Genomic DNA, 24,998 nt, shown 5'->3' with positions numbered 1-24,998 from the left:
CTTCTCCACCCGCCCGTGCCGGGCGGGCACGGCGAGCTGGATGACGTCGGCGAGGGACCCCGCGTACCGGTCGGCGACCGCGCGGCAGAGCCGGAGCAGGGCGGGGCCGAGCACCGGCTCGGGGGACACCACCTGGGCGATGGCGGCCAGCGGGCCGGCGTAGTCGGACTCGGTGAGCCGGGCGACGACGAAGCCGTCGATCAGGCCGCCGCCCTCGCGGCGACCGCTGACGACGTTGTGCGCCCCGGCACCGAACCGGACCCGCACCCGGACCCCGGGCTGCGCGTCGGCGTCCATCGCGGCGGGCACCGCGTAGTCGAAGTACTTGTCGAGGTGCAGCACGCCCTTGTCGACCAGCACGCGGGCGACGGGCAGCCCCTCGGCGAGGTCCGCCCCGCGCCAGGTGCCGCGCCTGGCCTTGGGCTCCTTCGCCTTGCGCACGGACTCGCGGATGAGCGCCAGCTGCTCCCCCGCCGGTGGATTCGTCCGCTCGTCCTCGCTGCTCACAGCCCCAGTCCTACCAGACGACTCGGACAGCGCGGACAGCGCGACGGCCCCGGACCACGAAGGTCCGGGGCCGTGCGCGTGGTGCGGATGTGTCTGCTGCCAGGTCCTACAGACCGACGGCGGCGCGCAGCGCCTCGACACGGTCGGTGCGCTCCCAGGTGAAGTCCGGCAGCGGGCGGCCGAAGTGGCCGTACGCGGCGGTCTGGGAGTAGATCGGACGCAGCAGGTCCAGGTCGCGGATGATCGCGGCCGGGCGGAGGTCGAAGACCGACGCGATGGCCTGCTCGATCTTCTCGACGTCCACGGACGCGGTGCCGAAGGTCTCGACGAACAGACCCACCGGCTCGGCCTTGCCGATCGCGTAGGCGACCTGGACCTCGCAGCGCGAGGCGAGACCCGCGGCCACGACGTTCTTGGCGACCCAGCGCATGGCGTACGCGGCGGAGCGGTCGACCTTGGACGGGTCCTTGCCCGAGAAGGCGCCGCCGCCGTGGCGGGCCATGCCGCCGTAGGTGTCGATGATGATCTTGCGGCCGGTGAGGCCGGCGTCACCCATCGGGCCGCCGATCTCGAAGCGCCCGGTCGGGTTCACCAGCAGGCGGTAGCCCTCGGTCTCCAGCTTGATGCCGTCTTCCAGGAGCGCCTTGAGCTCGTGCTCGACGACGAACTCGCGGATGTCCGGCGCGAGCAGCGACTCCAGGTCGATGTCCGAGGCGTGCTGCGAGGAGACGACCACGGTGTCGAGGCGGACGGCCTTGTCGCCGTCGTACTCGATGGTGACCTGGGTCTTGCCGTCCGGGCGCAGGTACGGGATCGTCCCGTTCTTGCGGACCTCGGAGAGCCGACGCGCGAGCCGGTGTGCCAGGTGGATCGGCAGCGGCATCAGCTCGGGGGTCTCGTCGCAGGCGTAGCCGAACATCAGGCCCTGGTCGCCGGCGCCCTGCTTGTCGAGCTCGTCCTCGTCACCCTCGACGCGCTGCTCGTAAGCGGTGTCCACACCCTGGGCGATGTCGGGCGACTGCGCGCCGATGGACACCGAGACGCCGCACGAGGCGCCGTCGAAGCCCTTCTTCGACGAGTCGTAGCCGATGTCGAGGATCTTGTTGCGCACCAGGGTCGCGATGTCCGCGTAACCCTTGGTGGTGACCTCTCCGGCGACGTGCACCTGACCGGTGGTGATCAGCGTCTCGACCGCGACCCTGGAGGTCGGGTCCTCCTTGAGGAGGGCGTCGAGAATCGTGTCGCTGATCTGGTCAGCGATCTTGTCGGGATGTCCCTCGGTGACGGACTCCGAGGTAAACAGGCGGCGGGACACATTGCTCCCTGGGGTTGCAGCGGCTGCTGGCTGATCATGGGGTGGGACGCGCGGGGCTGCGCCCGGCGTTCCCTGACTAGTTTATCGGTCGCTTCGGCCGGACCGACAAGCCATCTCGGTAGTTGGATATGCCGTGACCTGCGACACGACTGGCGCCAGTACGACGATCCTCCGTGTTCCAGGGGCGGAATGCCGTACAGGTCCGGTTTTGATACACCCGGAAGAGCGCATTCACGTCAACCGGGCGAGCGTGAGATCCCACACCTGATCGGCGAGGGCTTCCTTCGGACCGTACGGTACCGGGGTCTCGCTGCCGTCGGCGCCGAGCACCACGGCCTCGTTCTCCTCGGAACCGAACGCCTTGTGGTCCCCGACCTCATTGACAACCAGCAGGTCACAGCCCTTGCGGAGCAGTTTGGCGCGGCCGTTCGCCAGTACGTCGTCGGTCTCGGCGGCGAAGCCGACGACGAGCTGTCCCGGATGTGAACGTTGTGTTGCGAGTTCGGCCAGGACGTCGGGGTTGCGGACGAGTTCCAGCGGCGGCTGCTCCTGGTCGTCCTTCTTCTTGATCTTGCCTTCGGCGTAGTGCGCGGGCCGGAAGTCCGCCACGGCCGCCGCCATGACGACCACGTCGGCGTCCGCGGCAGCCTTCAGCACCGCCTCGCGCAACTGCGTGGCCGTGCCGACCCGCACCACGTCGGCGCCCGCCGGGTCGGCGAGGTCGGTGTTGGCGGCCACGAGGGTGACGCGGGCGCCGCGGGCGACCGCCGTGCGGGCGAGTGCGTACCCCTGCTTGCCGGAGGAGCGGTTGCCCAGGTAGCGCACCGGGTCCAGCGGCTCGCGGGTCCCGCCGGCGCTGATCACCACGTGCCGCCCGGCGAGATCGGCCGCGAGCCCCCGCGGGCCGCGGACGAGCACCCGGCGGCAGACCTCGAAGATCTCGGCGGGGTCGGGCAGCCGGCCCTTGCCGGTGTCCACGCCGGTCAGCCGGCCGACGGCGGGCTCGATCACGATCGCGCCGCGGCGGCGCAGGGTCGCGACGTTCTCCTGGGTGGCGGGGTGCTCCCACATCTCGGTGTGCATGGCGGGTGCGAAGACCACCGGGCACCGCGCCGTGAGGAGGGTGTTGGTGAGCAGGTCGTCGGCGAGGCCGTGCGCGGCCTTGGCGAGCAGGTCGGCGGTGGCGGGGGCGACCACCACGAGGTCGGCGTGCTGGCCGATCCTGACGTGCGGGACCTCCGCGACGTCGTCCCACACCCGGGTCGACACGGGGTTGCCGGACAGCGCCGACCAGGTGGCCTCGCCGACGAAGTGCAGCGCCGACTCGGTGGGGACCACGCGTACGCCGTGCCCGGACTCGGTGAGCCGCCGCAGCAGCTCGCACGCCTTGTAGGCGGCGATACCGCCGCTCACCCCCAGGACGACCTGTGGCTGGCCCATCGTCTCTCCCGCCGAGATGCGAATGCTTCTTGCGTCCATCACACACCACGGGCCCGGCAGCGGTGCTGCCGGGCCCGTGGTGACAAGGATTCGGTTGCTGCTAGCCGGCCGACTCGATGGCCTCGGCGGTCAGCAGTCCCGCGTTGATCTCGCGCAGCGCGATCGACAGCGGCTTCTCGTGGACGTGGGTGTCCACCAGCGGGCCGACGTACTCCAGCAGGCCTTCGCCGAGCTGGGAGTAGTACGCGTTGATCTGGCGCGCGCGCTTGGCCGCGTAGATCACCAGGCTGTACTTCGAGTCCGTGGCCTCGAGCAGCTCGTCGATCGGCGGGTTGATGATGCCCTCGGGCGTGGTGATGGAAGAGGACATTCTCTACCTACCCCTACTTGCTTGTGGAAAAGAATGGAAGTGGATCATACAACTCTCATCAAGGCTAGCAGCTCACGTGCTACATCCTCGACGGAGGTATTGACAAGGGTGATGTCGAACTCGGATTCGGCAGCCAGTTCGATCGTGGCCGCGGCCAGCCGCCGCTCGATCACCTCGGGCGATTCGGTACCCCGCCCGGTGAGCCGGCGGACCAGCTCGTCCCAGCTCGGAGGGGCCAGGAAGACGAGCTGCGCCTCGGGCATGGACTGGCGGACCAGCCGGGCACCCTGCAGATCGATCTCCAGCAGCACCGGCTCACCCGCTTCGAGCCGGTCCAGCACCGCCTTGCGCGGGGTGCCGTAGTGGTTGCCCGCGAACTCGGCCCACTCCAGCAGTTCGCCATTGGCGACGAGCTTGTCGAACTCGTCGTGGTCCACGAAGAAGTAGTGCACTCCGTGCTGCTCGCCCGGCCTCGGCCGGCGAGTGGTGGCCGACACCGAGAGCCATACCTCGGGGTGGGCCTTGCGCATATGAGCGACGACCGTGCTCTTGCCGACCCCTGAGGGGCCGGAGAGCACGGTCAGCCGCGGACGTACGTCCGGGGGCACGGGGGACGTCCCCCGGGATGTTGCAGCCATAAGGCGATTATCCCGGTTCCCGGAGGTGCTGGGGACCGTCAGGCGGCGCCGCCGCCGAACTCACGCTCCAAAGATGCGATCTGGTTGGAGCCGAGCCCCCGTACACGGCGGCTTTCGGAGATGCCGAGCCGCTCCATGATCTGCTTGGCGCGGACCTTGCCCACGCCGGGCAGGGACTCAAGGAGGGCAGAGACCTTCATCTTGCCGATGACGTCGTTCTCTCGGCCCGACTTGATGACCTCGTGCAGCGAAGCGCCGGAGTGCTTCAGCCGATTCTTGACCTCGGCGCGCTCCCGGCGAGCCGCGGCGGCCTTCTCGAGCGCGGCAGCGCGCTGTTCAGGGGTAAGGGGCGGAAGAGCCACGCCTACGTCACCTCGGATATCGAACTGTCGGATACGGACCGGTAGTGGAACCCAGTTGCCCCCACCTGCAGGGCAACGAACGAAGCACTTGCGTGCTCGCTCTCGTCGGAGACTAGCGGTCACGGCGGCTCAAGTCAGCGAGAACAGACGAAAAGTCCTGGTCAGACTCGATCCGCTGGGATTTTTGGGACATATGGGCACTGGTTGACGCTGTTGCGGCTCCCGACGGGCGCCCGGAGGGAGCCCGTCGGCGCTCAACCCGCCACGGCGACACGGACCTCGTCGGCGAACCGGGCCGCCGCGTCCCGCAGTCCGGCCGCGTCGGGCCCGTGCCGCAGCACGTCGCGGCTCACGCTCGGCAGTACGTTGCCGACGACCGCGGACCCGAAGAGCCCGGGAAGCCCGGCGGGGGTCGCTCCCTGGGCGCCGATGCCGGGGGCGAGCAGCGGCCCGTTGATGTCCAGGTCCGCACCGGCCTCGCTGAGCGTGGCACCGACCACGGCGCCGACGGATCCGAGCGGCCGCTCGCCGGCGTTCTCGGCCGCGATGTGGTCGAGCATCACCTGGGCGAGCGACCTGCCGTTCGCCGCCGTGGCCCGCTGGACCTCGGCGCCCTCCGGGTTGGAGGTCAGGGCCAGGACGAAGACTCCGGCGCCGGAGATCCGCGCCGCGTCCAGCGCCGGGCGCAGCGACCCGAAGCCGAGGTACGGGCTGACGGTGACCGCGTCGGAGAAGAGCGGGGAGTCCTTGTCGAGGAACGTGGCGGCGTAGGCGGCCATGGTGGAGCCGATGTCACCGCGCTTGGCGTCCATCAGCACCAGCGCGCCGGCGGCGCGGGCGTCGGCGACGGCCCGCTCCAGGACGGCGATGCCCTTCGAGCCGAAGCGCTCGAAGAACGCGCTCTGCGGCTTGAGGACCGCGACCCGGTCGGCGAGGGCGTCGACCACGGTGCGCGTGAAGCGCTCCAGGCCGGCCACGTCGTCGTTCAGTCCCCAGGAGGTCAGCAGCGCCGCGTGCGGGTCGATGCCGACGCACAGCTGTCCCCGGGTGTCCATCGCGTGGCGCAGCCGCGCGCCGAAGGGTTCCAGGTTCTCCGCGCTCATGAGCTCGCCTTCCGGTGATCAGCGCCGATCGCGTCGGCGAGGGTGGCGTACGGGCTCGCGGCCAGCCGGGCCGCGAGGCCCCGGTGGAGGGCCCGGCACCAGAACGGACCCTCGTAGATGAAGGCGCTGTACCCCTGGACCAGGGTGGCGCCGGCCAGGATCCGCTCCCAGACGTCGTCGGCGTTGGTGACGCCGCCGACCCCGACCAGCGTGATCCGGTCGCCGACCCGGGCGTACAGCCGGCTCAGGACCTCCAGCGAGCGGGCCCGCAGGGGGGCGCCGGACAGGCCGCCGGTCTCCTGGACCAGAGCGGGGGCCGAGGTCAGCCCCAGGCCGTCACGGGCGATCGTGGTGTTGGTGGCGATGATGCCGTCGAGGCCCAGTTCGACGGCGAGGTCGGCGACGGCGTCGATGTCGTCGTCGGCCAGGTCGGGGGCGATCTTGACCAGCAGCGGCACCCGGCGCGCGGTGACGGTGCGGTCGGCGGCCTCGCGCACGGCGGTCAGCAGCGGGCGCAGCTGGTCGACGGCCTGGAGGTTCCGCAGGCCGGGGGTGTTGGGCGACGAGACGTTGACGACGAGGTAGTCCGCGTGGGCCGCGAGCCGCTCGGTGGACGTCACGTAGTCCGCGATGGCCTCGTCCTCGGGGACCACCTTGGTCTTGCCGATGTTGACGCCGACGGTCGTCCTGAAGACGGGATGGCGGGCGGCGAGGCGGGCTGCGACGGCCGCGGAGCCCTCGTTGTTGAAGCCCATGCGGTTGATCAGCGCGCGGTCCTGGACCAGCCGGAAGAGCCGCTTCTTCGGGTTGCCGGACTGCGGCTGCCCGGTGACGGTACCGATCTCGATGTGGTCGAAGCCCAGCATCGCCATGCCGTCGATCGCGACGGCGTTCTTGTCGAAGCCGGCCGCGAGGCCGAACGGGCCGTGCATGCGCAGGCCCAGGGCCTCGGTGCGCAGCTCCTCGTGGCGGGGCGCGAGCACGGCCGCCACCAGGGTCCGCAGCACCGGGACGCGGGCGGCCAACCGGATCCAGCCGAACGCCAGGTGGTGCGCCCGCTCGGGGTCCATGCGCCGGAAGAGCAGTTTGAACAGGAGGGGGTACATGCGGAGCCTTCTACGGGATTCTGCGGGGAGGCGGTCATAAAGCGAGGGGGACACCGCTCGGTGTCCCCCTCCTGGCGCTATCCCTCTTCGCGGGACGCGTTCAGGCGTTCCGCGTGCTCCTGCAGTGATCTGACCCCGATGTCGCCGCGGTTGAGCGCGTCGATGCCCTGGACGGCGGCGGCGAGCGCCTGCACCGTCGTCAGGCACGGGACGCCGCGGGAGACCGCGGCGGTCCTGATGTCGTAGCCGTCGAGGCGGCCGCCGGTGCCGAACGGGGTGTTGACGATGAGGTCGATCTTGCCGTCGTGGATCAGCTGCACCACGGTCGGCTCACCGTCCGGTCCCGTGCCCTCGCTCTGCTTGCGCACGACGGTGGCGTGGATGCCGTTGCGGCGCAGGACCTCGGCAGTGCCGGAGGTGGCGAGCAGTTCGAAGCCGTGCTCGGCGAGCGCGCGGGCCGGGAAGACCAGGTTGCGCTTGTCGCGGTTGGCGACCGAGATGAACGCGGTGCCCTTGGTGGGCAGCGCGCCGTACGCGCCGGCCTGGGACTTGGCGTAGGCGGTGCCGAAGACCGAGTCGATGCCCATGACCTCGCCGGTGGAACGCATCTCCGGGCCGAGCACGGTGTCGACGCCGCGGCCGTAGATGTCGCGGAAGCGGCTCCACGGCATCACGGCCTCCTTGACGGAGATCGGCGCGTCCAGCGGCAGGGTGCCGCCGTCGCCGGTCTTCGGGAGCATGCCCTCGGCCCGCAGCTCGGCGACGGTCGCGCCGAGCGAGATCCGGGCGGCGGCCTTGGCCAGCGGCACCGCGGTCGCCTTCGAGGTGAAGGGGACGGTCCGCGACGCGCGCGGGTTGGCCTCCAGGACGTAGAGGATGTCCCCGGCCAGCGCGAACTGGATGTTGATCAGGCCCTGGACGCCGACACCCTTGGCGATGGCCTCGGTGGAGGTCCGCAGCCGCTTGATGTCGTGGCCGCCGAGCGTCATCGGGGGCAGCGCGCACGCGGAGTCGCCCGAGTGGATGCCGGCCTCCTCGATGTGCTCCATGACGCCGCCGAGGTAGAGCTCGGTGCCGTCGTAGAGCGCGTCGACGTCGATCTCGATGGCGTCGTCGAGGAACCGGTCGACCAGCACCGGGCGGGTCGGGCTGATCTCGGTGGATTCGGCGATGTACGAGGAGAGCCGGGCCTCCTCGTAGACGATCTCCATGCCGCGGCCGCCGAGCACGTACGACGGGCGCACCAGGACCGGGTAGCCGATCTCGTCGGCGATGGCCTTGGCCTCGTCGAAGGTGGTCGCGGTGCCGTGCTTGGGGGCGGGCAGTCCGGCCTCGGCCAGGACGCGGCCGAAGGCGCCGCGGTCCTCGGCGAGGTGGATGGCCTCGGGCGAGGTGCCGACGATCGGTACCCCGTTGTCCTTGAGCGCCTGTGCCAGGCCGAGCGGGGTCTGGCCGCCGAGCTGGACGATGACGCCCGCGATCGGTCCGGCCAGCGTCTCGGCGTGCACGATCTCCAGGACGTCCTCCAGGGTGAGCGGCTCGAAGTAGAGCCGGTCGGAGGTGTCGTAGTCGGTGGAGACGGTCTCGGGGTTGCAGTTGACCATCACGGTCTCGTACCCGGCCTCGCTGAGCGCGAAGGACGCGTGGACACACGAGTAGTCGAACTCGATGCCCTGGCCGATGCGGTTGGGGCCGGAGCCGAGGATGATCACGGCGGGCTTCTCGCGCGGGGCGACCTCGGACTCCTCGTCGTAGGACGAGTAGAAGTAAGGGGTCTTGGCGGCGAACTCGGCGGCGCAGGTGTCGACGGTCTTGTAGACCGGGCGCACTCCCAGCGCGTGCCGGACCTCGCGGACGACATCCTCGCGCAGGCCCCGGATCTCACCGATCTGGACGTCGGAGAAGCCGTGCCGCTTGGCGTCGGCGAGCAGCTCGGGGCTGAGCTGGTCGGCGGCCGCCAGATCGTCGGCGACCTCCTTGATGAGGAAGAGCTGGTCGGTGAACCACGGGTCGATCTTCGTCGCGGCGAAGATCTCCTGCGGAGTCGCGCCGGCGCGGACCGCCTGCATGACCGTGTTGATCCGGCCGTCGGTCGGCACCGCCGCCGTGGCCAGCAGCGCGTCCTTGTCGCCGGGCTCACCGGTGAAGGTGAACTGGCTGCCCTTCTTCTCCAGCGAGCGCAGCGCCTTCTGCAGCGCCTCGGTGAAGTTGCGGCCGATGGCCATCGCCTCGCCGACCGACTTCATGGTGGTGGTGAGGGTCGCGTCGGCCGCCGGGAACTTCTCGAAGGCGAAGCGCGGCACCTTGACGACGACGTAGTCGAGCGTCGGCTCGAAGGACGCCGGGGTCTTCTCGGTGATGTCGTTCGGGATCTCGTCGAGCGTGTAGCCGACGGCGAGCCGGGCGGCGATCTTGGCGATCGGGAAGCCGGTGGCCTTGGAGGCGAGCGCCGAGGAGCGCGAGACCCGCGGGTTCATCTCGATGACGATGACGCGGCCGTCGTCGGGGTTGATCGCGAACTGGATGTTGCAGCCGCCGGTGTCGACCCCGACCTCGCGGATGATCGCGATGCCGACGTCCCGCAGGTTCTGGTACTCGCGGTCGGTCAGCGTCAGTGCCGGGGCGACGGTGATGGAGTCGCCGGTGTGGACGCCCATCGGGTCGAAGTTCTCGATGGAGCAGACGACCACGACGTTGTCGTTGCGGTCGCGCATCAGCTCCAGCTCGTACTCCTTCCAGCCGAGGATGGACTCCTCCAGGAGCACCTCGGTGGTCGGTGAGAGCGTCAGTCCCTGGCCGGCGATGCGGCGCAGCTCCTCCTCGTCGTGGGCGAAGCCGGAGCCGGCGCCGCCCATGGTGAAGGAGGGGCGGACGACGACGGGGTAGCCGCCGAGGGTGTCCACGCCCGCGATGACGTCGTCCATCGTGTGGCAGATGACGGACCTGGCGGACTCGCCGTAGCCGATCTTGGCGTTGACGGCCTCGACGACGCCCTTGAAGAGCTGACGGTCCTCGCCCTTGTTGATCGCCTCGACGTTGGCGCCGATCAGCTCGACGTTGTACTTGTCCAGGACGCCGTTGGCGTGCAGCGAGATCGCGGTGTTGAGGGCGGTCTGGCCGCCGAGGGTCGGCAGGAGCGCGTCGGGGCGCTCCTTGGCGATGATCTTCTCGACGTACTCCGGTGTGATCGGCTCGATGTAGGTGGCGTCGGCGATCTCGGGGTCGGTCATGATCGTGGCCGGGTTGGAGTTCACGAGGATGACCCGCAGGCCCTCGGCCTTCAGCACCCGGCAGGCCTGGGTACCGGAGTAGTCGAACTCCGCTGCCTGGCCGATGACGATCGGGCCGGAGCCGATGACCAGGACGGACTGGACATCGGTGCGCTTAGGCACGCTGGCCCTCCATCAGAGAAACGCTGTGCTGGTTGTTGTCTCGCATGAGCTCGACGAATCGGTCGAACAGGTAGGCGGCGTCGTGCGGACCGGCTGCCGCCTCGGGGTGGTACTGGACGCTGAACGCGGGCCGGTCGAGCAGGTTGAGCCCCTCGACCACATTGTCGTTCAGGCAGACGTGACTGACCTCGGCCCGGCCGTAGGGCGTGTCGGAGACCGTGTCGAGCGGCGCGTCGACGGCGAAGCCGTGGTTGTGCGCGGTGACCTCGACCTTGCCGGTGCTGCGGTCCTGGACCGGCTGGTTGATGCCGCGGTGGCCGTACTTGAGCTTGTAGGTGCCGAACCCGAGCGCGCGGCCCAGGATCTGGTTGCCGAAGCAGATGCCGAACAGCGGGGTCCTGCGCTCAAGCACCGCGCGCATCAGGGCGACCGGGTGGTCGGCGGTGGCGGGGTCGCCGGGGCCGTTGGAGAAGAACACACCGTCGGGCTCGACGGCGTACACGTCCTCGATCGTCGCGGTGGCGGGCAGCACGTGGACCTCGATGCCGCGCTCGGCCATCCGCTGCGGCGTCATCGACTTGATGCCGAGGTCGACCGCGGCCACGGTGAAGCGCTTGGTGCCGATCGCCGGGACGGTGTACGACTCCTTGGTCGCGACCTCCGCGGACAGGTCGGCGCCCTTCATCTCGGGTGCCTGGAGGACCTTGGCGACCAGCTCCGCGTCGGTGCCGACGGCGGCGCCGGAGAAGATGCCGACCCGCATGGCGCCGCGCTCGCGCAGATGGCGGGTGAGGGCGCGGGTGTCGATGCCGCTGATGCCGACGACGCCCTGGTTGACGAGTTCCTCGTCCAGGGTCCGGCGGGCGCGCCAGTTGGAGTGGACGCGGGCGGGGTCGCGGACCACGTAGCCGGCGACCCAGATGCGGGAGGACTCCGGGTCCTCGTCGTTGACGCCGGTGTTGCCGATGTGCGGGGCGGTCATGACGACCACCTGCCGGTGGTACGACGGGTCGGTCAGCGTCTCCTGGTAGCCGGACATGCCGGTGGAGAAGACGGCCTCGCCGAAGGTCTCCCCCACCGCCCCGTAGGCACGGCCGCGGAAGATCCGGCCGTCCTCCAGGACGAGTACGGCGGGGGTCCTGGCTGCCCGCTGGGTGGAGGTCGTCATCGTGGGCCTTCCTGGTGGTGCGGGGCGGCGACGGCACTGTCGCCGGGATACTGGTCGGTACCGGGGGTGTCGGCTACGGTCGCCGCGGCCCCGGATGCTGATGCTGATGCTGATGACATGGACTCGACCGCGTCGACCCAGCCCGCGTGCTCGGCCGCGTGCTCGGAGCGGAAGCCGGAGTCGATGAGCCGGCCGCCGTGCTCCCAGGTGATCACCAGCAGCCCGCCCTCGGTGAGGACCTTGCCGGCGATGCCCTTGTCGAGCCGGGCGCCGCGCAGTGCGGCGGTGGGGACGAAGAAGTCCGGCGCGCCGGTCCGCTCCGCGTGCAGGCCCTGCTCCGTCAGAGTGAGGACGGCGCTGCTGCGCACTCCCAGGCCGTGGGCGACGATGCGGTCCAGCCACTGGCCCGCGGTGGTGCTGCCGAAGTAGCGGCCCTTGAGGGTCAGCAGCGGCTCCGCGCCGTCCCCGGGGGCGGCGGGCAGGTCGGGCAGGCCGCCCTGCAGGATGCCGCGCCACTTCCAGCCTTCGCGCATCAGCCAGTAGACGAGCCCGACGAACAGCCCCAGGCCGACGATCCAGCCGATCCGTGAGGACCAGTCGGTGACCTGCTGGGACTTCTGGTCCGCCGCCAGCACAAGAGTCAGAGTTGTCACGCGAGCTTCCCGTCCACGACCGTCGCCCTGCCCCGCAGGAAGGTGGCGATCACCCGGCCCGGCAGCTCACGGCCCTCGTACGGGGTGTTGCGGCTGCGGGAGGCGAAGCCCGCGGGATTCACCACTCCACGGTAAGCCGGATCGACCAGAGTGAGGTTGGCGGGCTCGCCCGCGGCGACCGGGCGGCCGTGGCCGGCCAGCCGGCCGATGACGGCGGGCCGCGCCGACATGCGGTCGGCGACGCCGGCCCAGTCGAGCAGGCCGGTGTCGACCATCGTCTGCTGGACGACGGAGAGCGCGGTCTCCAGGCCCACCATGCCCATGGCGGCCGCGGCCCACTCGCAGTCCTTGTCCTCGTGCGGGTGCGGTGCGTGGTCGGTGGCGACGCAGTCGATGGTGCCGTCGGCCAGCGCCTCGCGCAGCGCCATGACGTCGGCCTCGGTGCGCAGCGGCGGGTTGACCTTGTAGACCGGGTTGTAGGACCGGACCAGCTCGTCGGTGAGGAGCAGGTGGTGCGGGGTGACCTCGGCGGTCACGTTCCAGCCCTTGGACTTGGCCCAGCGGACGATCTCGACGGAGCCGGCCGTGGACAGGTGGCAGATGTGCACGCGGGAGTCGACGTGCGCGGCGAGCAGCACGTCGCGGGCGATGATCGACTCCTCGGCGACGGCCGGCCAGCCGATCAGGCCCAGCTCGCCGGAGACGATGCCCTCGTTCATCTGGGCGCCCTCGGTGAGGCGGGGCTCCTGGGCGTGCTGGGCGACGACTCCGTCGAAGGCCTTCACGTACTCCAGGGCGCGGCGCATGATCACCGCGTCGTCGACGCACTTGCCGTCGTCGGAGAAGACCCGCACGCCCGCGGCGGAGTCGGCCATCGCGCCGAGCTCGGCGAGCTGCTTGCCCTCCAGGCCGACGGTGACGGCGCCGACCGGCTGCACGTCGCAGTAGCCGGACTCGCGGCCGAGCCGCCAGACCTGCTCGACGACGCCCGCGGTGTCCGCGACCGGGAAAGTGTTGGCCATCGCGTGCACGGCGGTGTAGCCGCCGATGGCCGCGGCGCGGGTGCCGGTCAGGACCGTCTCGGAGTCCTCGCGGCCCGGCTCGCGCAGATGGGTGTGCAGGTCGACGAGGCCCGGCAGCAGGATCAGGCCGTCGGCCTCGACGACGGTGGCGCCGGCCGGGACGTCCAGTCCGGTTCCGACGGCGGCGATCGTCTCACCGTCGATCAGGACGTCCTGCGGGTCGCCGCCGAGCACCTTGGCGCCTCGGAGAAGTGTCTTCTGGGGCTCACTCATGACTGGTCGTTCTCCTCGGTGCGGGCGGCGGGGGCGGCGATGGCGGGTTCGTTCCCGCCGAGCAGCAGGTACAGGACGGCCATCCGGATGCTGACGCCGTTGGCGACCTGTTCCACGACGGTGCAGCGCTTGGAGTCGGCGACCTCGGCGGTGATCTCCATGCCGCGGTTCATCGGGCCCGGGTGCATCACGATGGCGTGCTCCGGCAGCGCGGCCATCCGGGCGCCGTCGAGGCCGTAGCGGCGGGAGTACTCGCGCTCGGTGGGGAAGAACGCCGCGTTCATCCGCTCGCTCTGCACCCGCAGCATCATCACGGCGTCGGACTTGGCGAGCACCGCGTCCAGGTCGTAGGAGACGTCGCAGGGCCAGGTCTCGACGCCGATGGGCAGCAGGGTGGGCGGGGCGACCAGGGTGACCTGGGCGCCGAGCGTGTTGAGCAGCAGGACGTTGGAGCGGGCGACGCGGCTGTGCAGGATGTCGCCGACGATCGTGATCCGGCGGCCGGCGAGGTCCCGGCCCGTTCCGTCGCCCGGCCCCTGGTGGAAGGTGGGGCCGCCGTCCTTCGCGCCCGCCAGGTGGCGGCGCATGGTGAAGGTGTCGAGCAGCGCCTGGGTGGGGTGCTCGTGGGTGCCGTCGCCGGCGTTGACGACCGAGCCGCCGATCCAGCCGGAGGTCGCGAGCCGGTGCGGGGCGCCGGAGGAGCCGTGCCGGATGACGACGGCGTCGGCGCCCATCGCCTCCAGGGTCAGCGCGGTGTCCTTCAGGGACTCGCCCTTGGAGACCGAGGAGCCCTTGGCGGAGAAGTTGATGACATCGGCGGAGAGCCGCTTGGCGGCGGCCTCGAAGGAGATGCGGGTGCGGGTCGAGTCCTCGAAGAACAGGTTGACGACGGTGCGGCCGCGCAGCGTCGGCAGTTTCTTGATCGGCCGGTCGGCCACGCGGGCCATTTCCTCGGCGGTGTCGAGAACGAGGATGGCGTCGTCGCGGGTGAGGTCGGCGGCCGAGATCAGGTGGCGCTTCATCGGGTCACTCCGAAGGGGGTGCTGGGGCGGCGGAGGGCATGCTCGTGGGCCCGGTCCACGAAGGGTCCGGGCCGGTGCCTGCGCTATTCGTCCGCCGGGGAGCCCGCGCGCACGCCGAGGAGGACCGTGTCACGGCCGTCCTCTTCGGTGAGGTGGACCTTGACGGTCTCGCGCAGCGAGGTGGGGAGGTTCTTGCCGACGTAGTCGGCCCGGATCGGGAGTTCGCGGTGACCGCGGTCGACCAGAACGGCGAGCTGCACGGCGCGCGGCCGGCCGATGTCGTTCAGCGCGTCGAGGGCGGCGCGGATCGTGCGGCCGGAGAAGAGCACGTCGTCGACGAGGATCACCAGCCGGCCGTCGACGCCGTCGGCGGGGATGTCGGTACGCGCCAGCGCGCGGGCCGGGTGCAGCCGCAGGTCGTCTCGGTACATGGTGATGTCGAGCGACCCGACCGGGACCTTGCGGCCGGTGATGTCGGCGAGCTTGTCGGCCAGCCTGCGGGCGAGGAAGACGCCGCGGGTGGGAATGCCGAGGAGCACCACGTCGTCGGCACCCTTGGCGCGTTCGACGATCTCGTGCGCGATGCGGGTCAGAGCCCGTGCGATGTCCGGTGCTTCGAGCACCGGGCGTGCGGAGGTACTGCGGTCTTCAGCCATGAAGGGCTCTCCTTCCCCGCCTCACGGGACGGGTCTTAAAGGACGCCAGGGATACATCCTCACGTTACCAGGCGCGCAGGTCGCGTTCTCGGGCGGCCGCCCGCAGGATGAGCACACCGGTACGAATCGGACGCTCGCTCAGCACAGGGAGACCGGTCCGGACCATTCGGCTTGACGAAGTCAAATTACGCTGCGTAACCTCACAGTGAGTCACCGAGTTTCCGTCCGGGGAGCCTTATGTCCAGCGATTACGCCAAACAGCTCGGAGCCAAGCTCCGCGCCATCCGCACGCAGCAGGGTCTCTCCCTCCATGGGGTCGAGGAGAAGTCCCAGGGCCGCTGGAAGGCCGTCGTGGTCGGCTCGTACGAGCGTGGCGACCGCGCCGTGACCGTACAGCGACTGGCCGAGCTGGCCGACTTCTACGGAGTTCCGGTCCAGGAGCTGCTGCCCGGCACCACGCCGGGCGGGGCGGCCGAGCCGCCGCCCAAGCTCGTCCTTGACCTGGAGCGGCTGTCCCAGGTCCCGCCGGACAAGGCCGGTCCGCTGCAGCGCTACGCCGCCACCATCCAGAGCCAGCGCGGGGACTACAACGGCAAGGTGCTGTCGATCCGCCAGGACGACCTGCGCACGCTGGCCGTGATCTACGACCAGTCGCCCTCGGTCCTCACCGAGCAGCTCATCGGCTGGGGCGTCCTCGACGCGGACGCGCGCCGCGCGGTCGCACACGAGGACAACTGAACGACAGCAGTGCAGAAACGTCCCGCCCGGGGCGGTGCCCGCAAGGACACCGCCCCGGGCGGTTCTGTTTCTCCTGCTGTTCCGCCGAAGCCCTCTCCCGAGTCCCGGACGGGCCGGCGGCGGCCCGCGTCACCCGTACGGCCCAGTCCGCGCCCGGAAGAGGCGGCCGATGACCTCCGGCAGCAGTCGTTCGGTCAGCCGGGGCGGCAGCGCCTGCAGTACCGCCAGCACCGGCGCCATCCGCTGCGGGAGCGCGCCGTCCTCGGAGACGCCCGCGAGCTGCAGGGCCACGGCGATCTCCGCGGGGCCGAGCGTGTCGGGGTCGAGCTGGGCGGCGAGCCCGGCGAGCCCCTCGTCGACGACGGCGGGCCCGAGGTCGCGGGCCCGCCGGACGGCTCCGCCGAGCTCCTCCAGCAGCAGCGCGATCCGCTCGGGGGACGCCACCGCCGCGGTGACGGTCAGGTGCAGGTTGGGCGGGGAGCCGTCGAAGGCGGGCTGCGGCTGCAGGAACCAGCCGCGCAGCCGCATCTCGTCGGCGACGACGAAGGGGTCGAGGCCCGGGTCGTCGGAGGCCACGGCGACCAGTGAGGCCTCCGGTGTGCCCAGCACCCGCAGCCCGTCGATCCGGCCGATGCCCCCGACGAGGGCCTGCACCGCCTCGTGCACGCGCCCGGACAGCTCTCCGTACCCCGCGGGTCCGATCCGCTGGAGCACCGCCCAGGCGGCGGCCAGCGGACCGGCGGACTTCGTTCCCTGCAGGGTGGCGTTGACCACCGGGTAGCCGGGCCAGGAGGCGTCCGCGAACCAGCCGTGCCGGCGCAGGTCGGCGTCCCGGAAGAGCAGCACCGAGGCGCCCTTGGGCGTGTACGCGTACTTGTGCAGGTCCACCGCGAGCGAGGTGACGCCGGGGACCGCCAGGTCGAAGGCGGGCGGCCGGGGCAGCGCCGGGGGCAGGTGCGCCAGGTACCAGCCGCCGATGCAGGCGTCGACGTGGCACAGCACCCCGCGATCCGCCGCCGCGGCGGCGATCGGGACGACCGGGTCGATCACCCCATGGGCGTAGGACGGCGCCGAGACCACGACCAGGGCCGTCCGGTCGGTGAGGGCGTCCGCCATGGCCTGCGGACGGGCGCGGAACGTCGCCGGATCCACCGGGACCGTCACGACGGTCAGGCCGAAGAGGGCGGCGGCCTTGCGGAAGGCCGCGTGGGCGGTGGCCGGCAGCACCACCTCGGGCCTGGTGACGCCCCGGGTGCGGCGGGCGTGCTCGCGGGCGGTCAGCACGGCCAGCAGACAGCTCTCCGTGCCGCCGCTGGTGAAGGTGCCTGCCGTTTCGCCGTCCCCGCCGAGCAGCCGGGCGGCGCGGCCGACGATGTCGTTCTCCAGGGCCACCACGCTCGGGAAGGCCGTCATGTCCAGGCCGTTGACCCCGGCGAAGGCGGCCTGGGCGCGCTCCGCGAGGTCGTCGAGACCGTCGAGGCCGGAGTCGTAGACGTAGGCCATGGTGCGGCCGCCGCGCACCGGCAGGTCCTGGGACTGCAGCGCCGTCAGCCGGTCGACGATCTCCTGGTCGAGCTCTTGATCGGACATGCGAGCGAAACTAGGCCACCGCCCGGGAAACACACCAGGCCCAAAGCAGAAGATTGTTCAACTTCTGCTCAGGGCCTGGTCGGTGGTCGGGTGGCGCCGTGACGCTAGCGCCGGAGAGTCGGCTTGAGGTCCTTCAGCCGGGCCAGCAGCCCGTTGACGAACGCGGGCGACTCGTCGGTGGAGAACTCCTTCGCCAGCTGGACCGCCTCGTCCAGCACGACCGCGTCCGGGGTCTCGTCCTCCCAGATCAGCTCGTAGGTGCCGAGGCGCAGGACGTTCCGGTCGACGACCGGCATCCGATCCAGCGTCCAGCCCACCGAGTAGGTCGCGAGCAGCTCGTCGATGCGGGGCGCGTTGGCGGCGTACCCCTCGACCAGCTGCATGGTGTACTCGGTGACCGGCGGCTGCCGGTCGTCGGTCCGGGCGAGCCGGATCCAGTCCGCCATGGCGGTCTTCGGGTCGACACCCCGCTGATCCGCTTCGAAGAGGATCTGGAAGGCGCGCTTGCGGGCCTTGTTCCGAGCAGCCACGTTAGCTGTTCACCCGGCCGAGGTAGTCACCCGAACGGGTGTCGACCTTGATCTTCTCACCGGTGGTGATGAAGAGCGGAACGCCGATCTCGTAGCCGGTCTCGAGGCGGGCCGGCTTGGAGCCACCGGTGGACCGGTCGCCCTGGACGCCCGGCTCGGTGTACTCGATGACCAGCTCGACGGAGGCCGGGAGCTCGATGTAGAGGGGGGAACCCTCGTACATCGCCACGACGGCGTCGAAGCCCTCGAGGAGGTAGTTGGCGGCGTCGCCGACGACCTCGGGGGTGATGTACACCTGCTCGAAGGTGTCGCTGTCCATGAAGACGAAGTCGGTGCCGTCCTTGTAGGAGAACTGCATACCGCGCTTGTCGACGTTGGCCGTCTCGACCTTGATGCCGGCGTTGAAGGTCTTGTCGACGACCTTGCCGGACAGCACGTGCTTGAGCTTCGTGCGGACGAAGGCGGGGCCCTTGCCGGGCTTGACGTGCTGGAAGTCGACAACGGTCCAGAGCTGGCCGCCGTCGAGCTTGAGCACGAGGCCGTTCTTGAGGTCGTTCGTGGATGCCACGGTTGCGGAATCTCCTGAAAGTGCAGCTTCGGAGACCGAGGAACGCGCCCTTCTACAGGGCGAGCAGCTCCTTGGTCGTAATGGTGAGTAGCTCGGGCCCGCCGTCCGCCGGAGGACGTACGACGAGTGTGTCGTCGATGCGGACACCGCCGCGGCCCGGAAGGTGGACCCCCGGTTCGACGGTGACCGGCACGCAAGCGTCCAGTTTACCCATGGCCGCAGGTGACACCCGAGGGTCCTCGTCGATTTCGAGTCCCACTCCGTGTCCCGTCACCTCTCCGAGGGCCTCCCCGTAGCCCCCCGCGGCCAGCACGGAGCGTGCCGCGTGGTCCACATCACGGCAGGCCACACCCGGTGCGAGGGCCTCCCGGCCGGCCCGCTGGGCGGCGAAGACCAGCTCGTACAGCTCGATCTGCCAGTCGGCGGGAGAAGTCCCCACGACGAAGGTACGGCCGACCTCGCAGCGGTATCCGCGGTAGCAGGCGCCGAGCCGGACCGTGAGGAAGTCGCCCTCCTCCACGCGCCGGTCGGTGGGGACGTGCCGGGCGGCCCCCGAGTGCGGCCCGGTGCCCACGCAGGTGGGGAAGGCCGGGCCGTCCGCGCCGTGGTCGATCAGCCGGCGCTCCAGCTCCAGTGCGAGGTGCCGCTCGGTCCTGCCGATCAGGATCGACTCCAGCAGCTCGCCGAGCGCCTGGTCGGCGAGCTCGGCGGCGATCCGGATCGCGGCGATCTCCTGCTCGTCCTTGACCACGCGCAGCTGTTCCACGGCCCCGCCGAGGTCGCTCAGCCGCAGGCCGGGCGCGATCGAGCCGATCGCCCGGTGGCGGGCAACGGTGAGGTGGTGCTCCTCCACGGCCAGGGTGTCGCCCCGCCGGTCCAGGACCAGTCCGGCGGCGGTCACCACCGGATCGCCGTCCGACCTGGTCAGGACAACGGTCCGCACGTCGTCCGGCGGCTGCCCCTCGGAGAGGTCCCCGGCGGTGGGGCGGCGGCGGACCAGCGCGTCCTGGCCGCCGGGGCCGACGAGCAGTACCGCGCCGGGCGGCGCGCAGCCGGCCAGGTAGCGCACGTTGGCGGGGCGGGAGACCAGCGCCGCCGCCGCTCCCGCCGCCGCGCATCGGTCGCGCAGGCGTTCTCTGCGGGCTGCGTGCACGTCGGCGTCGGACATGTCGCGAGCGTACGTGCGGGCCGTCCGGGGGGCCGCCCGAGCGCGTCCGACCGGGGCCGGGGCCGCCGTGGGCACGGCGGCGGCCGGCTCCCGCCGGCTACCAGACGGGCGGGCCCTGGACGCTGCGGGCCACGACACGGTCCAGCGCGGCGGCCGCGGCGACCACGTCGAGCTGCGAGTTGTCGATGATGGGCAGCCCTGATCCGTACCAGCCGGCCATCCGGCCGTGGATCCGGGCGACCTCCTCGTCGGACAGCCGCCGGTTCCCGTTGCGGGCGGCGTTGCGGGCGAGGACCACGTCCAGGCCCGGGAGCAGGACCACGGGCAGCAGGCCGGGGCCGACGTGCCGCTTCCAGCCGCCGAGGCCGACGACCGGCCGGTCCGGGAAGACCGCGTCGTCGATGATGCACGATATGCCGTTGGCCAGGAAGTTCCGGGCGGAGAAGCCGCAGGTGCGGCGGGCCAGCCGGTACTGGGCCTCGGAGTGCTCGTTCCACCCGGCCTGCGGGTCCGCGAAGCCGGAGCGGACCCACTCGCGGACGTCGTCGAGGCTGATGTGCGCGGTCGGTACCCCGCGGTTGTCGGCCCAGTGCCGGGCGATGGTGGTCTTGCCGGCCCCGGCCGCGCCGATCAGCAGGACCGCCACGGGCCCGGGCCCGCCGGCCTGCGCGCCGGCAGCGGCGGGCAGCTGGACCGGGCCTGCCGCGGGCAGCGGGAAGTGGCCGGTGGTGCTGGGGGCCGGCTGAGGTCCCGGCCGGCCGGGCTGCGGTGCCCCCACAGCGTGCTGCATCCCGTCCCACTCCATCTCGTGCCGGAGGTTCTGCTTCCGTGACGGCCGGGAACGGGCCGTTCGAACCGAACCGTACCGTCCCCGGAGGTACTTGTGTGAACCGCCGGGGAGCGGCACAGGTGCCCGGACGGCGGTGTCAGCCGCTGATCTCCTCCGCCAGGGCGCGCAGCGCCAGCCGGTACGAGCCGATGCCGAAGCCCGCGACCGTGCCGGTGGAGACGGCCGCGATGACCGAGGTGTGGCGGAATTCCTCACGGGTGTACGGATTCGAGATGTGCACCTCGACGAGCGGGGCGGTGCGCTGGGCCGCCGCGTCCCGGATCCCGTACGAGTAGTGGGTGAACGCGCCCGGGTTGATGACGACCGGGATCCGTCCGTCGGCCGCCTCGTGCAGCCAGCGGATCAGCTCGCCCTCGTCGTTGGTCTCCCGGACCTCCACGTCGAAGCCGAGCTCCTTGCCGAGGGCGGTGCACGCCTCGACGAGGCCGCCGTACGAAGTGGCGCCGTAAACGTCGGGCTCCCGGGAGCCGAGCCGGCCGAGATTCGGCCCGTTCAGCACCAGGACGCGGCGGGTCACTTGGAGACCTCCGCGTAGGCGGCGACCAGGACCGCCGGGTCCGGACCCTCCAGGACGGTGGGCTTGGCCAGGCCGTCCAGCACGATGAAGCGCAGCAGGTCACCGCGGGACTTCTTGTCGACGCGCATGGTGTCCAGCAGCTTCGGCCACTGGTCACCGCGGTAGGTCAGCGGCAGTCCCACGGACTCCAGGACGGTGCGGTGCCGGTCGGCAGTCGCATCGTCCAGCCGGCCGGCCAGCCGGCCCAGCTCGGCGGCGAAGACCATGCCGATGGAGACGGCGGCGCCGTGCCGCCAGTTGTAACGCTCGTTCTTCTCGATGGCGTGCGCGAGGGTGTGCCCGTAGTTCAGGATCTCGCGCGGGCCGCTCTCCTTGAGGTCGGCGGAGACCACGTCGGCCTTGACCCGGATGGAGCGGACGATCAGCTCGGCGGTGTGCTCGCCCTGCGGGGTACGGGCCGCGGCCGGGTCGGACTCGATCAGGTCGAGGATGACCGGGTCGGCGATGAAGCCGGCCTTGATGATCTCGGCGAGGCCGCTGACGTAGTCGTTGGGCGGCAGCGAGTCCAGCGCCGCGAGGTCGCACAGCACCCCGGTCGGCGGGTGGAACGCTCCGACCAGGTTCTTGCCCTCGGCGGTGTTGATGCCGGTCTTCCCGCCGACCGCCGCATCCACCATGCCCAGCACGGTGGTGGGGACGGCGATCCAGCGCACCCCGCGCAGCCATGTCGCCGCCACGAAGCCCGCGATGTCCGTGGTGGCTCCGCCGCCGACGCCGACGATCACGTCGGTGCGGGTGAAGCCGGTCTGGCCCAGCGCCTTCCAGCAGTAGGCCGCGACCTCGACGGTCTTGGCCTCCTCCGCGTTCGGCAGCTGGATCGCGATGGCCTCGAAGCCCTGCTCGGCGAGGTCCGCGCGCAGCGCCTCGCCGGTGGCGGCCAGCGCCTCGGGGTGCAGCACCGCGACGCGCTTGGCGGCCGGCCCGATCAGCGCGGGCAGCTCGGCCAGCAACTGGCGTCCGACCAGCACCTCGTACGGCTCCGTGCCCGCGGTGCCGGCGATCGCGATCCGGGTGGGGTTCTCGCTCATGCGTCCTTCAACTCCAGTGCGTCGAGGACCGCTTCGGCGGCGTCCTCGGGGGTGCGGCCGTCGGTGGAGACGACCGCGCGGGCGACCTCGGTGTACAGCGGACGGCGCTTCTCCATCAGCTCGCGCCACTGCTGGCGCGGAGCGACGGCGAGCAGCGGACGCGGGGCGTCCAGGCCGACCCGCTTGACGGCGTCGTTGACTCCGACGTCCAGGAAGACCACCGGCCGGCCGCGCAGCAGGCTGCGGGCGATGGGCGACATGATCGCTCCGCCGCCGAGCGCCAGGACGCCGGTGTGCTCGGCGAGGGCGTCGGTGACCGCGGCCAGTTCGAGCTGCCGGAAGTGGTCCTCACCGTCGTTGATGAAGATCTCCGGGATCGACTTGCCCGCCGTCTGCGCGACGTCCGCGTCGGTGTCGCGGTACTCGGTGCCGAGCCGGGCCGCGAGCAGCATGCCGATGGTGGTCTTGCCCGCGCCGGGCGGGCCGACGAGGACGACCAGCGGCCCGGTCGCCCCTGCCTGATGGTCCGCTGCTCCGCCCTCCCCCACAGCCTTCGGCGTGGGAGGTACCCCCAGGCGATCCTGCGGGTCGGATTCCGGCACCTGCCCGGAGGCCTCGCGTGCGTCGCTCACCGGATCGCCAGGTTCTTCAGAAACCCCTCGACGTTGCGGCGGGTCTCGCCGACCGAGTCGCCGCCGAACTTCTCCGCGACGGCGTCGGCGAGGACCAGCGCGACCATGGCCTCCGCGACGATCCCGGCGGCCGGCACCGCGCAGACGTCCGAGCGCTGGTGGTGGGCGGCGGCGACCTCGCCGGTGGTGACGTCGACGGTGGCCAGTGCGCGCGGCACGGTCGCGATCGGCTTCATCGCGGCCCGGACCCGCAGCAGTTCCCCGGTGCTCATCCCGCCCTCGGTGCCGCCGGAGCGGCCGGTGGAGCGGCGGATGCCCTCGGGGGAGGGCACGATCTCGTCGTGCGCCTGCGAGCCGGGAACCCGGGCCAGGCCGAAGCCGTCGCCGATCTCGACGCCCTTGATCGCCTGGATGCCCATCAGGGCGGCGGCCAGCCGTGCGTCGAGCCTGCGGTCCCAGTGGACGTGGCTGCCGAGCCCGACGGGGACGCCGTACGCCAGCACCTCGACGACGCCGCCGAGGGTGTCGCCGTCCTTGTGGGCCTGGTCGATCTCGGCGACCATCGCCTCGCTCGCCCCGGGGTCCAGGCAGCGCACCGGGTTGGCGTCGAGCAGCGCCTCGTCGGAGGGGAGCGGCACGACCCCGTACGGGGCCTTGGCCGCGGCCAGCTCGACGACATGGCTGACGATCTCGATGCCCGTCGTCTCCTTGAGGTAGGAGCGGGCGACCGCGCCCAGCGCGACGCGGGCGGCGGTCTCCCGGGCGCTGGCGCGCTCCAGGATCGGCCGGGCCTCGTCGAGCGCGTACTTCTGCATGCCGGCGAGGTCCGCGTGGCCGGGCCGCGGGCGGGTCAGCGGCGCGTTGCGCCCCAGGCCGGCGAGGATCTCCGGGTCGACGGGGTCGGCCGCCATGACCTGCTCCCACTTGGGCCACTCGGTGTTGCCGACCATGACGGCGACCGGGCTGCCCATGGTCAGGCCGTGCCGCACGCCGCCGAGGAAGGTGACCTCGTCCTGCTCGAACTTCATCCGGGCACCGCGGCCGTATCCCAGCCGCCGGCGCGCCAGCGCGTCCGCCACCATCGCCGTGGTGACGGGTACGCCGGAGGGCAGCCCCTCCAGCGTCGCGACGAGTGCGGGGCCGTGCGACTCCCCCGCGGTCAGCCAGCGCAACCTGCTCAACGGTGCTCCTCTTGCTCGCGCCTCGAACGTCCGAATGTCGACGGCACGGCCGGGTGCGCGGCCCTGGCCCGCCACCACCGATCCTCCCACGCCCGGAGCCACCTCCAGCCCCCGGTCCAACTCGTGGACGCACCGCCCGAAAGCTTCGGCCCGTGCGGGCGGGCGCTGTACGTCAGGCGCTGCCCAGCGCCGCCTCGCCGGCGGCGCGCATCGCTGCCAGGGGGGCGGGGGTGCGGGCGGTCATCTGCTCCACCTGGAGCACGGCCTGGTGCACCAGGAGGTCGAGACCTCCGACGACCTCGCCGCCGCGGGCCGCCCAGGCGGCGGCGAGGGCGGTCGGCCACGGGTGGTACAGCACGTCGAAGAGCGCGCCCGGCCGCTCCGGCACGGACTCGGCGAAGGCGTCGGTGGCGCCCGCCGGGGTGGTGGCGATGACCAGTGGCGCCTCGAACGCCTTCGCCGCGTCGCCCCACTCCTCGGTGCGCACCCGCACGCCCAGCCGCTCGCCCCACTCGCGCATCTCGGCGGCGCGCGCGGCGCTGCGCACGTACACGGTGACCTCGCCTGCGCAGATCCGGGCGAGTGCGGCCAGCGCGGACGAGGCGGTGGCGCCGGCGCCGAGGATCGCGGCCGACTCGACCGCCGTCACCCCGCGCTCGCGCAGGGCGGCGACCATGCCGGGGATATCGGTGTTGTCACCGGTGCGGCGGCCGTCGGCGGTGAACACCACGGTGTTCACCGCCTCGACGGCGGCCGCGGTGTCGCTGACCTCGTCCAGCAGCGGGAAGACGGCCCGCTTGAGCGGCATGGTCAGTGACAGCCCGGCCCACTCCGGCGCGCTCAGCTGGTCGAGGAAGCCGGGCAGCGCCGCCTCGTCCACCTCGAAGGGGTCGTAGCGCCACCCGCTGAGACCGAGCTCGGCGTACGCGGCCCGGTGCAGCACCGGTGAGAGGGAGTGGGCGATCGGCGATCCCAGAACTGCTGCCCGGCGCTGCTCCACGTTCACGTTGTCCGTTTCCGTTCCGCCGGGCTCCCGCCGGCCGTCGTGCGCGCGGCGGTCGTGCCCGGTTCCGCTGATCATCCCAGGGTACGGATGCCCGGCGCCCCCC

The 24,998-nt window shown here is 71.6% G+C and carries 24 protein-coding genes and 1 pseudogene; 1 reads left to right on the top strand and 24 read right to left on the bottom strand.

Annotated elements, in window-relative coordinates; genetic code table 11:
- The 14 genes and pseudogenes from O3X23_RS03400 to pyrR all read right to left on the bottom strand — a co-directional run.
- Nucleotides 1-507: pseudogene (locus tag O3X23_RS03400) on the bottom strand (primosome assembly protein PriA); the annotation flags it as partial.
- A gap of 106 nt (nucleotides 508-613) precedes the next feature.
- Nucleotides 614-1,822 carry a methionine adenosyltransferase gene (gene metK, locus O3X23_RS03395; RefSeq protein WP_269269553.1) on the bottom strand — a complete coding sequence of 403 codons (1,209 nt, stop codon included), beginning with the start codon at nucleotides 1,820-1,822 and terminating at the stop codon, nucleotides 614-616.
- 231 nt (nucleotides 1,823-2,053) lie between these two features.
- Complete coding sequence (gene coaBC / locus O3X23_RS03390; protein WP_269269551.1) at nucleotides 2,054-3,262, bottom strand: bifunctional phosphopantothenoylcysteine decarboxylase/phosphopantothenate--cysteine ligase CoaBC; 1,209 nt, start codon at nucleotides 3,260-3,262, stop codon at nucleotides 2,054-2,056.
- Between the two features lie 100 nt (nucleotides 3,263-3,362).
- Nucleotides 3,363-3,632, bottom strand: coding sequence for a DNA-directed RNA polymerase subunit omega (gene rpoZ / locus O3X23_RS03385; protein WP_269269550.1), 270 nt, complete (start codon nucleotides 3,630-3,632; stop codon nucleotides 3,363-3,365).
- Nucleotides 3,633-3,676: 44 nt separating this feature from the next.
- A complete protein-coding gene (gene gmk / locus O3X23_RS03380) occupies nucleotides 3,677-4,270 on the bottom strand; it encodes a guanylate kinase (RefSeq protein ID WP_269269548.1) in 594 nt (197 codons plus the stop codon).
- A gap of 38 nt (nucleotides 4,271-4,308) precedes the next feature.
- Nucleotides 4,309-4,632: an integration host factor gene (locus tag O3X23_RS03375; RefSeq protein ID WP_138352594.1), complete on the bottom strand. Its 324-nt coding sequence runs from the start codon at nucleotides 4,630-4,632 to the stop codon at nucleotides 4,309-4,311.
- A 254-nt stretch (nucleotides 4,633-4,886) separates the two neighbouring features.
- Nucleotides 4,887-5,735, bottom strand: a complete 849-nt coding sequence (gene pyrF / locus O3X23_RS03370) for an orotidine-5'-phosphate decarboxylase (RefSeq protein WP_269269547.1) — start codon at nucleotides 5,733-5,735, stop codon at nucleotides 4,887-4,889.
- Complete coding sequence (locus tag O3X23_RS03365) at nucleotides 5,732-6,841, bottom strand: quinone-dependent dihydroorotate dehydrogenase (protein ID WP_269269546.1); 1,110 nt, start codon at nucleotides 6,839-6,841, stop codon at nucleotides 5,732-5,734. The genes pyrF and O3X23_RS03365 overlap by 4 nt, the downstream gene beginning before the upstream one ends.
- Nucleotides 6,842-6,918: 77 nt before the next feature.
- Nucleotides 6,919-10,233, bottom strand: coding sequence for a carbamoyl-phosphate synthase large subunit (gene carB, locus O3X23_RS03360; RefSeq protein ID WP_269269545.1), 3,315 nt, complete (start codon nucleotides 10,231-10,233; stop codon nucleotides 6,919-6,921).
- Complete coding sequence (gene carA, locus O3X23_RS03355; protein ID WP_269269544.1) at nucleotides 10,226-11,401, bottom strand: glutamine-hydrolyzing carbamoyl-phosphate synthase small subunit; 1,176 nt, start codon at nucleotides 11,399-11,401, stop codon at nucleotides 10,226-10,228. Before carA ends, carB begins: the two co-directional genes overlap by 8 nt.
- Complete coding sequence (locus O3X23_RS03350; RefSeq protein ID WP_269269542.1) at nucleotides 11,398-12,054, bottom strand: PH-like domain-containing protein; 657 nt, start codon at nucleotides 12,052-12,054, stop codon at nucleotides 11,398-11,400. The genes carA and O3X23_RS03350 overlap by 4 nt, the downstream gene beginning before the upstream one ends.
- The gene (locus O3X23_RS03345) at nucleotides 12,051-13,349 is read right to left on the bottom strand and encodes a dihydroorotase (RefSeq protein ID WP_269269541.1); all 1,299 of its coding nucleotides are present in this window, start codon (nucleotides 13,347-13,349) and stop codon (nucleotides 12,051-12,053) included. Before O3X23_RS03345 ends, O3X23_RS03350 begins: the two co-directional genes overlap by 4 nt.
- Complete coding sequence (locus O3X23_RS03340; RefSeq protein ID WP_269269540.1) at nucleotides 13,346-14,371, bottom strand: aspartate carbamoyltransferase catalytic subunit; 1,026 nt, start codon at nucleotides 14,369-14,371, stop codon at nucleotides 13,346-13,348. The genes O3X23_RS03345 and O3X23_RS03340 overlap by 4 nt, the downstream gene beginning before the upstream one ends.
- An 83-nt stretch (nucleotides 14,372-14,454) precedes the next feature.
- Nucleotides 14,455-15,027 carry a bifunctional pyr operon transcriptional regulator/uracil phosphoribosyltransferase PyrR gene (gene pyrR / locus O3X23_RS03335; RefSeq protein ID WP_269269539.1) on the bottom strand — a complete coding sequence of 191 codons (573 nt, stop codon included), beginning with the start codon at nucleotides 15,025-15,027 and terminating at the stop codon, nucleotides 14,455-14,457.
- Between the two features lie 237 nt (nucleotides 15,028-15,264).
- Here pyrR and bldD point away from each other — a divergent pair, with 237 nt between their 5' ends.
- Nucleotides 15,265-15,765 (top strand): transcriptional regulator BldD, encoded by a 501-nt coding sequence (bldD, locus tag O3X23_RS03330; RefSeq protein WP_269269538.1) that lies wholly within the window; start codon nucleotides 15,265-15,267, stop codon nucleotides 15,763-15,765.
- 129 nt (nucleotides 15,766-15,894) lie between these two features.
- On the opposite strand, the gene O3X23_RS03325 is transcribed toward bldD, so the two are convergent.
- The 10 genes from O3X23_RS03325 to O3X23_RS03280 all read right to left on the bottom strand — a co-directional run bounded on the left by O3X23_RS03325 (nucleotide 15,895) and on the right by O3X23_RS03280 (nucleotide 24,970).
- On the bottom strand, nucleotides 15,895-17,355 hold the full coding sequence (locus O3X23_RS03325) for a pyridoxal phosphate-dependent decarboxylase family protein (protein WP_269269537.1): 1,461 nt from the start codon (nucleotides 17,353-17,355) through the stop codon (nucleotides 15,895-15,897).
- A gap of 104 nt (nucleotides 17,356-17,459) precedes the next feature.
- Nucleotides 17,460-17,885 carry a transcription antitermination factor NusB gene (gene nusB, locus O3X23_RS03320; protein ID WP_138352604.1) on the bottom strand — a complete coding sequence of 142 codons (426 nt, stop codon included), beginning with the start codon at nucleotides 17,883-17,885 and terminating at the stop codon, nucleotides 17,460-17,462.
- Nucleotide 17,886: 1 nt separating this feature from the next.
- Entirely contained in the window at nucleotides 17,887-18,453 is a 567-nt protein-coding gene (gene efp / locus O3X23_RS03315; protein WP_269269536.1) for an elongation factor P, read from the bottom strand.
- Between the two features lie 52 nt (nucleotides 18,454-18,505).
- The gene (locus O3X23_RS03310; RefSeq protein WP_269269535.1) at nucleotides 18,506-19,621 is read right to left on the bottom strand and encodes an aminopeptidase P family protein; all 1,116 of its coding nucleotides are present in this window, start codon (nucleotides 19,619-19,621) and stop codon (nucleotides 18,506-18,508) included.
- A 97-nt stretch (nucleotides 19,622-19,718) separates the two neighbouring features.
- Nucleotides 19,719-20,411, bottom strand: coding sequence for an AAA family ATPase (locus O3X23_RS03305; RefSeq protein WP_269269534.1), 693 nt, complete (start codon nucleotides 20,409-20,411; stop codon nucleotides 19,719-19,721).
- Nucleotides 20,412-20,547: 136 nt separating this feature from the next.
- Complete coding sequence (aroQ, locus tag O3X23_RS03300) at nucleotides 20,548-20,988, bottom strand: type II 3-dehydroquinate dehydratase (protein WP_269269533.1); 441 nt, start codon at nucleotides 20,986-20,988, stop codon at nucleotides 20,548-20,550.
- On the bottom strand, nucleotides 20,985-22,076 hold the full coding sequence (aroB, locus tag O3X23_RS03295) for a 3-dehydroquinate synthase (protein ID WP_269269532.1): 1,092 nt from the start codon (nucleotides 22,074-22,076) through the stop codon (nucleotides 20,985-20,987). Before aroB ends, aroQ begins: the two co-directional genes overlap by 4 nt.
- A complete protein-coding gene (locus tag O3X23_RS03290; protein WP_269269574.1) occupies nucleotides 22,073-22,528 on the bottom strand; it encodes a shikimate kinase in 456 nt (151 codons plus the stop codon). Before O3X23_RS03290 ends, aroB begins: the two co-directional genes overlap by 4 nt.
- A 176-nt stretch (nucleotides 22,529-22,704) precedes the next feature.
- Nucleotides 22,705-23,889, bottom strand: coding sequence for a chorismate synthase (gene aroC, locus O3X23_RS03285; protein ID WP_269269531.1), 1,185 nt, complete (start codon nucleotides 23,887-23,889; stop codon nucleotides 22,705-22,707).
- Nucleotides 23,890-24,061: 172 nt separating this feature from the next.
- The gene (locus tag O3X23_RS03280; protein ID WP_443047709.1) at nucleotides 24,062-24,970 is read right to left on the bottom strand and encodes a shikimate dehydrogenase; all 909 of its coding nucleotides are present in this window, start codon (nucleotides 24,968-24,970) and stop codon (nucleotides 24,062-24,064) included.
- Between the last annotated feature and the right edge of the window lie 28 nt (nucleotides 24,971-24,998).

It is taken from the genome of Streptomyces sp. H39-S7 (assembly GCF_027158205.1).
Taxonomy (GTDB): Bacteria; Actinomycetota; Actinomycetes; order Streptomycetales; family Streptomycetaceae; genus Actinacidiphila.
This window is presented reverse-complemented; position numbering and strand designations above follow the sequence as displayed.

Bases quoted from the DNA above. Each gene is read 5' to 3' on its own strand.
- bldD (WP_269269538.1), top strand. From the start codon at position 15,265: ATGTCCAGCGATTACGCCAAACAGCTCGGAGCCAAGCTCCGCGCCATC.
- O3X23_RS03345 (WP_269269541.1), bottom strand. From the start codon at position 13,349: ATGAGTGAGCCCCAGAAGACACTTCTCCGAGGCGCCAAGGTGCTCGGC.
- O3X23_RS03310 (WP_269269535.1), bottom strand. From the start codon at position 19,621: ATGTCCGACGCCGACGTGCACGCAGCCCGCAGAGAACGCCTGCGCGAC.
- aroB (WP_269269532.1), bottom strand. From the start codon at position 22,076: ATGAGCGAGAACCCCACCCGGATCGCGATCGCCGGCACCGCGGGCACG.
- O3X23_RS03305 (WP_269269534.1), bottom strand. From the start codon at position 20,411: ATGCAGCACGCTGTGGGGGCACCGCAGCCCGGCCGGCCGGGACCTCAG.
- O3X23_RS03340 (WP_269269540.1), bottom strand. From the start codon at position 14,371: ATGAAGCGCCACCTGATCTCGGCCGCCGACCTCACCCGCGACGACGCC.
- O3X23_RS03290 (WP_269269574.1), bottom strand. From the start codon at position 22,528: ATGCTGCTCGCGGCCCGGCTCGGCACCGAGTACCGCGACACCGACGCG.
- O3X23_RS03325 (WP_269269537.1), bottom strand. From the start codon at position 17,355: ATGTCCGATCAAGAGCTCGACCAGGAGATCGTCGACCGGCTGACGGCG.
- pyrF (WP_269269547.1), bottom strand. From the start codon at position 5,735: ATGAGCGCGGAGAACCTGGAACCCTTCGGCGCGCGGCTGCGCCACGCG.
- pyrR (WP_269269539.1), bottom strand. From the start codon at position 15,027: ATGGCTGAAGACCGCAGTACCTCCGCACGCCCGGTGCTCGAAGCACCG.
- O3X23_RS03365 (WP_269269546.1), bottom strand. From the start codon at position 6,841: ATGTACCCCCTCCTGTTCAAACTGCTCTTCCGGCGCATGGACCCCGAG.
- gmk (WP_269269548.1), bottom strand. From the start codon at position 4,270: ATGGCTGCAACATCCCGGGGGACGTCCCCCGTGCCCCCGGACGTACGT.
- coaBC (WP_269269551.1), bottom strand. From the start codon at position 3,262: ATGGGCCAGCCACAGGTCGTCCTGGGGGTGAGCGGCGGTATCGCCGCC.
- carA (WP_269269544.1), bottom strand. From the start codon at position 11,401: ATGACGACCTCCACCCAGCGGGCAGCCAGGACCCCCGCCGTACTCGTC.
- rpoZ (WP_269269550.1), bottom strand. From the start codon at position 3,632: ATGTCCTCTTCCATCACCACGCCCGAGGGCATCATCAACCCGCCGATC.
- O3X23_RS03280 (WP_443047709.1), bottom strand. From the start codon at position 24,970: ATGATCAGCGGAACCGGGCACGACCGCCGCGCGCACGACGGCCGGCGG.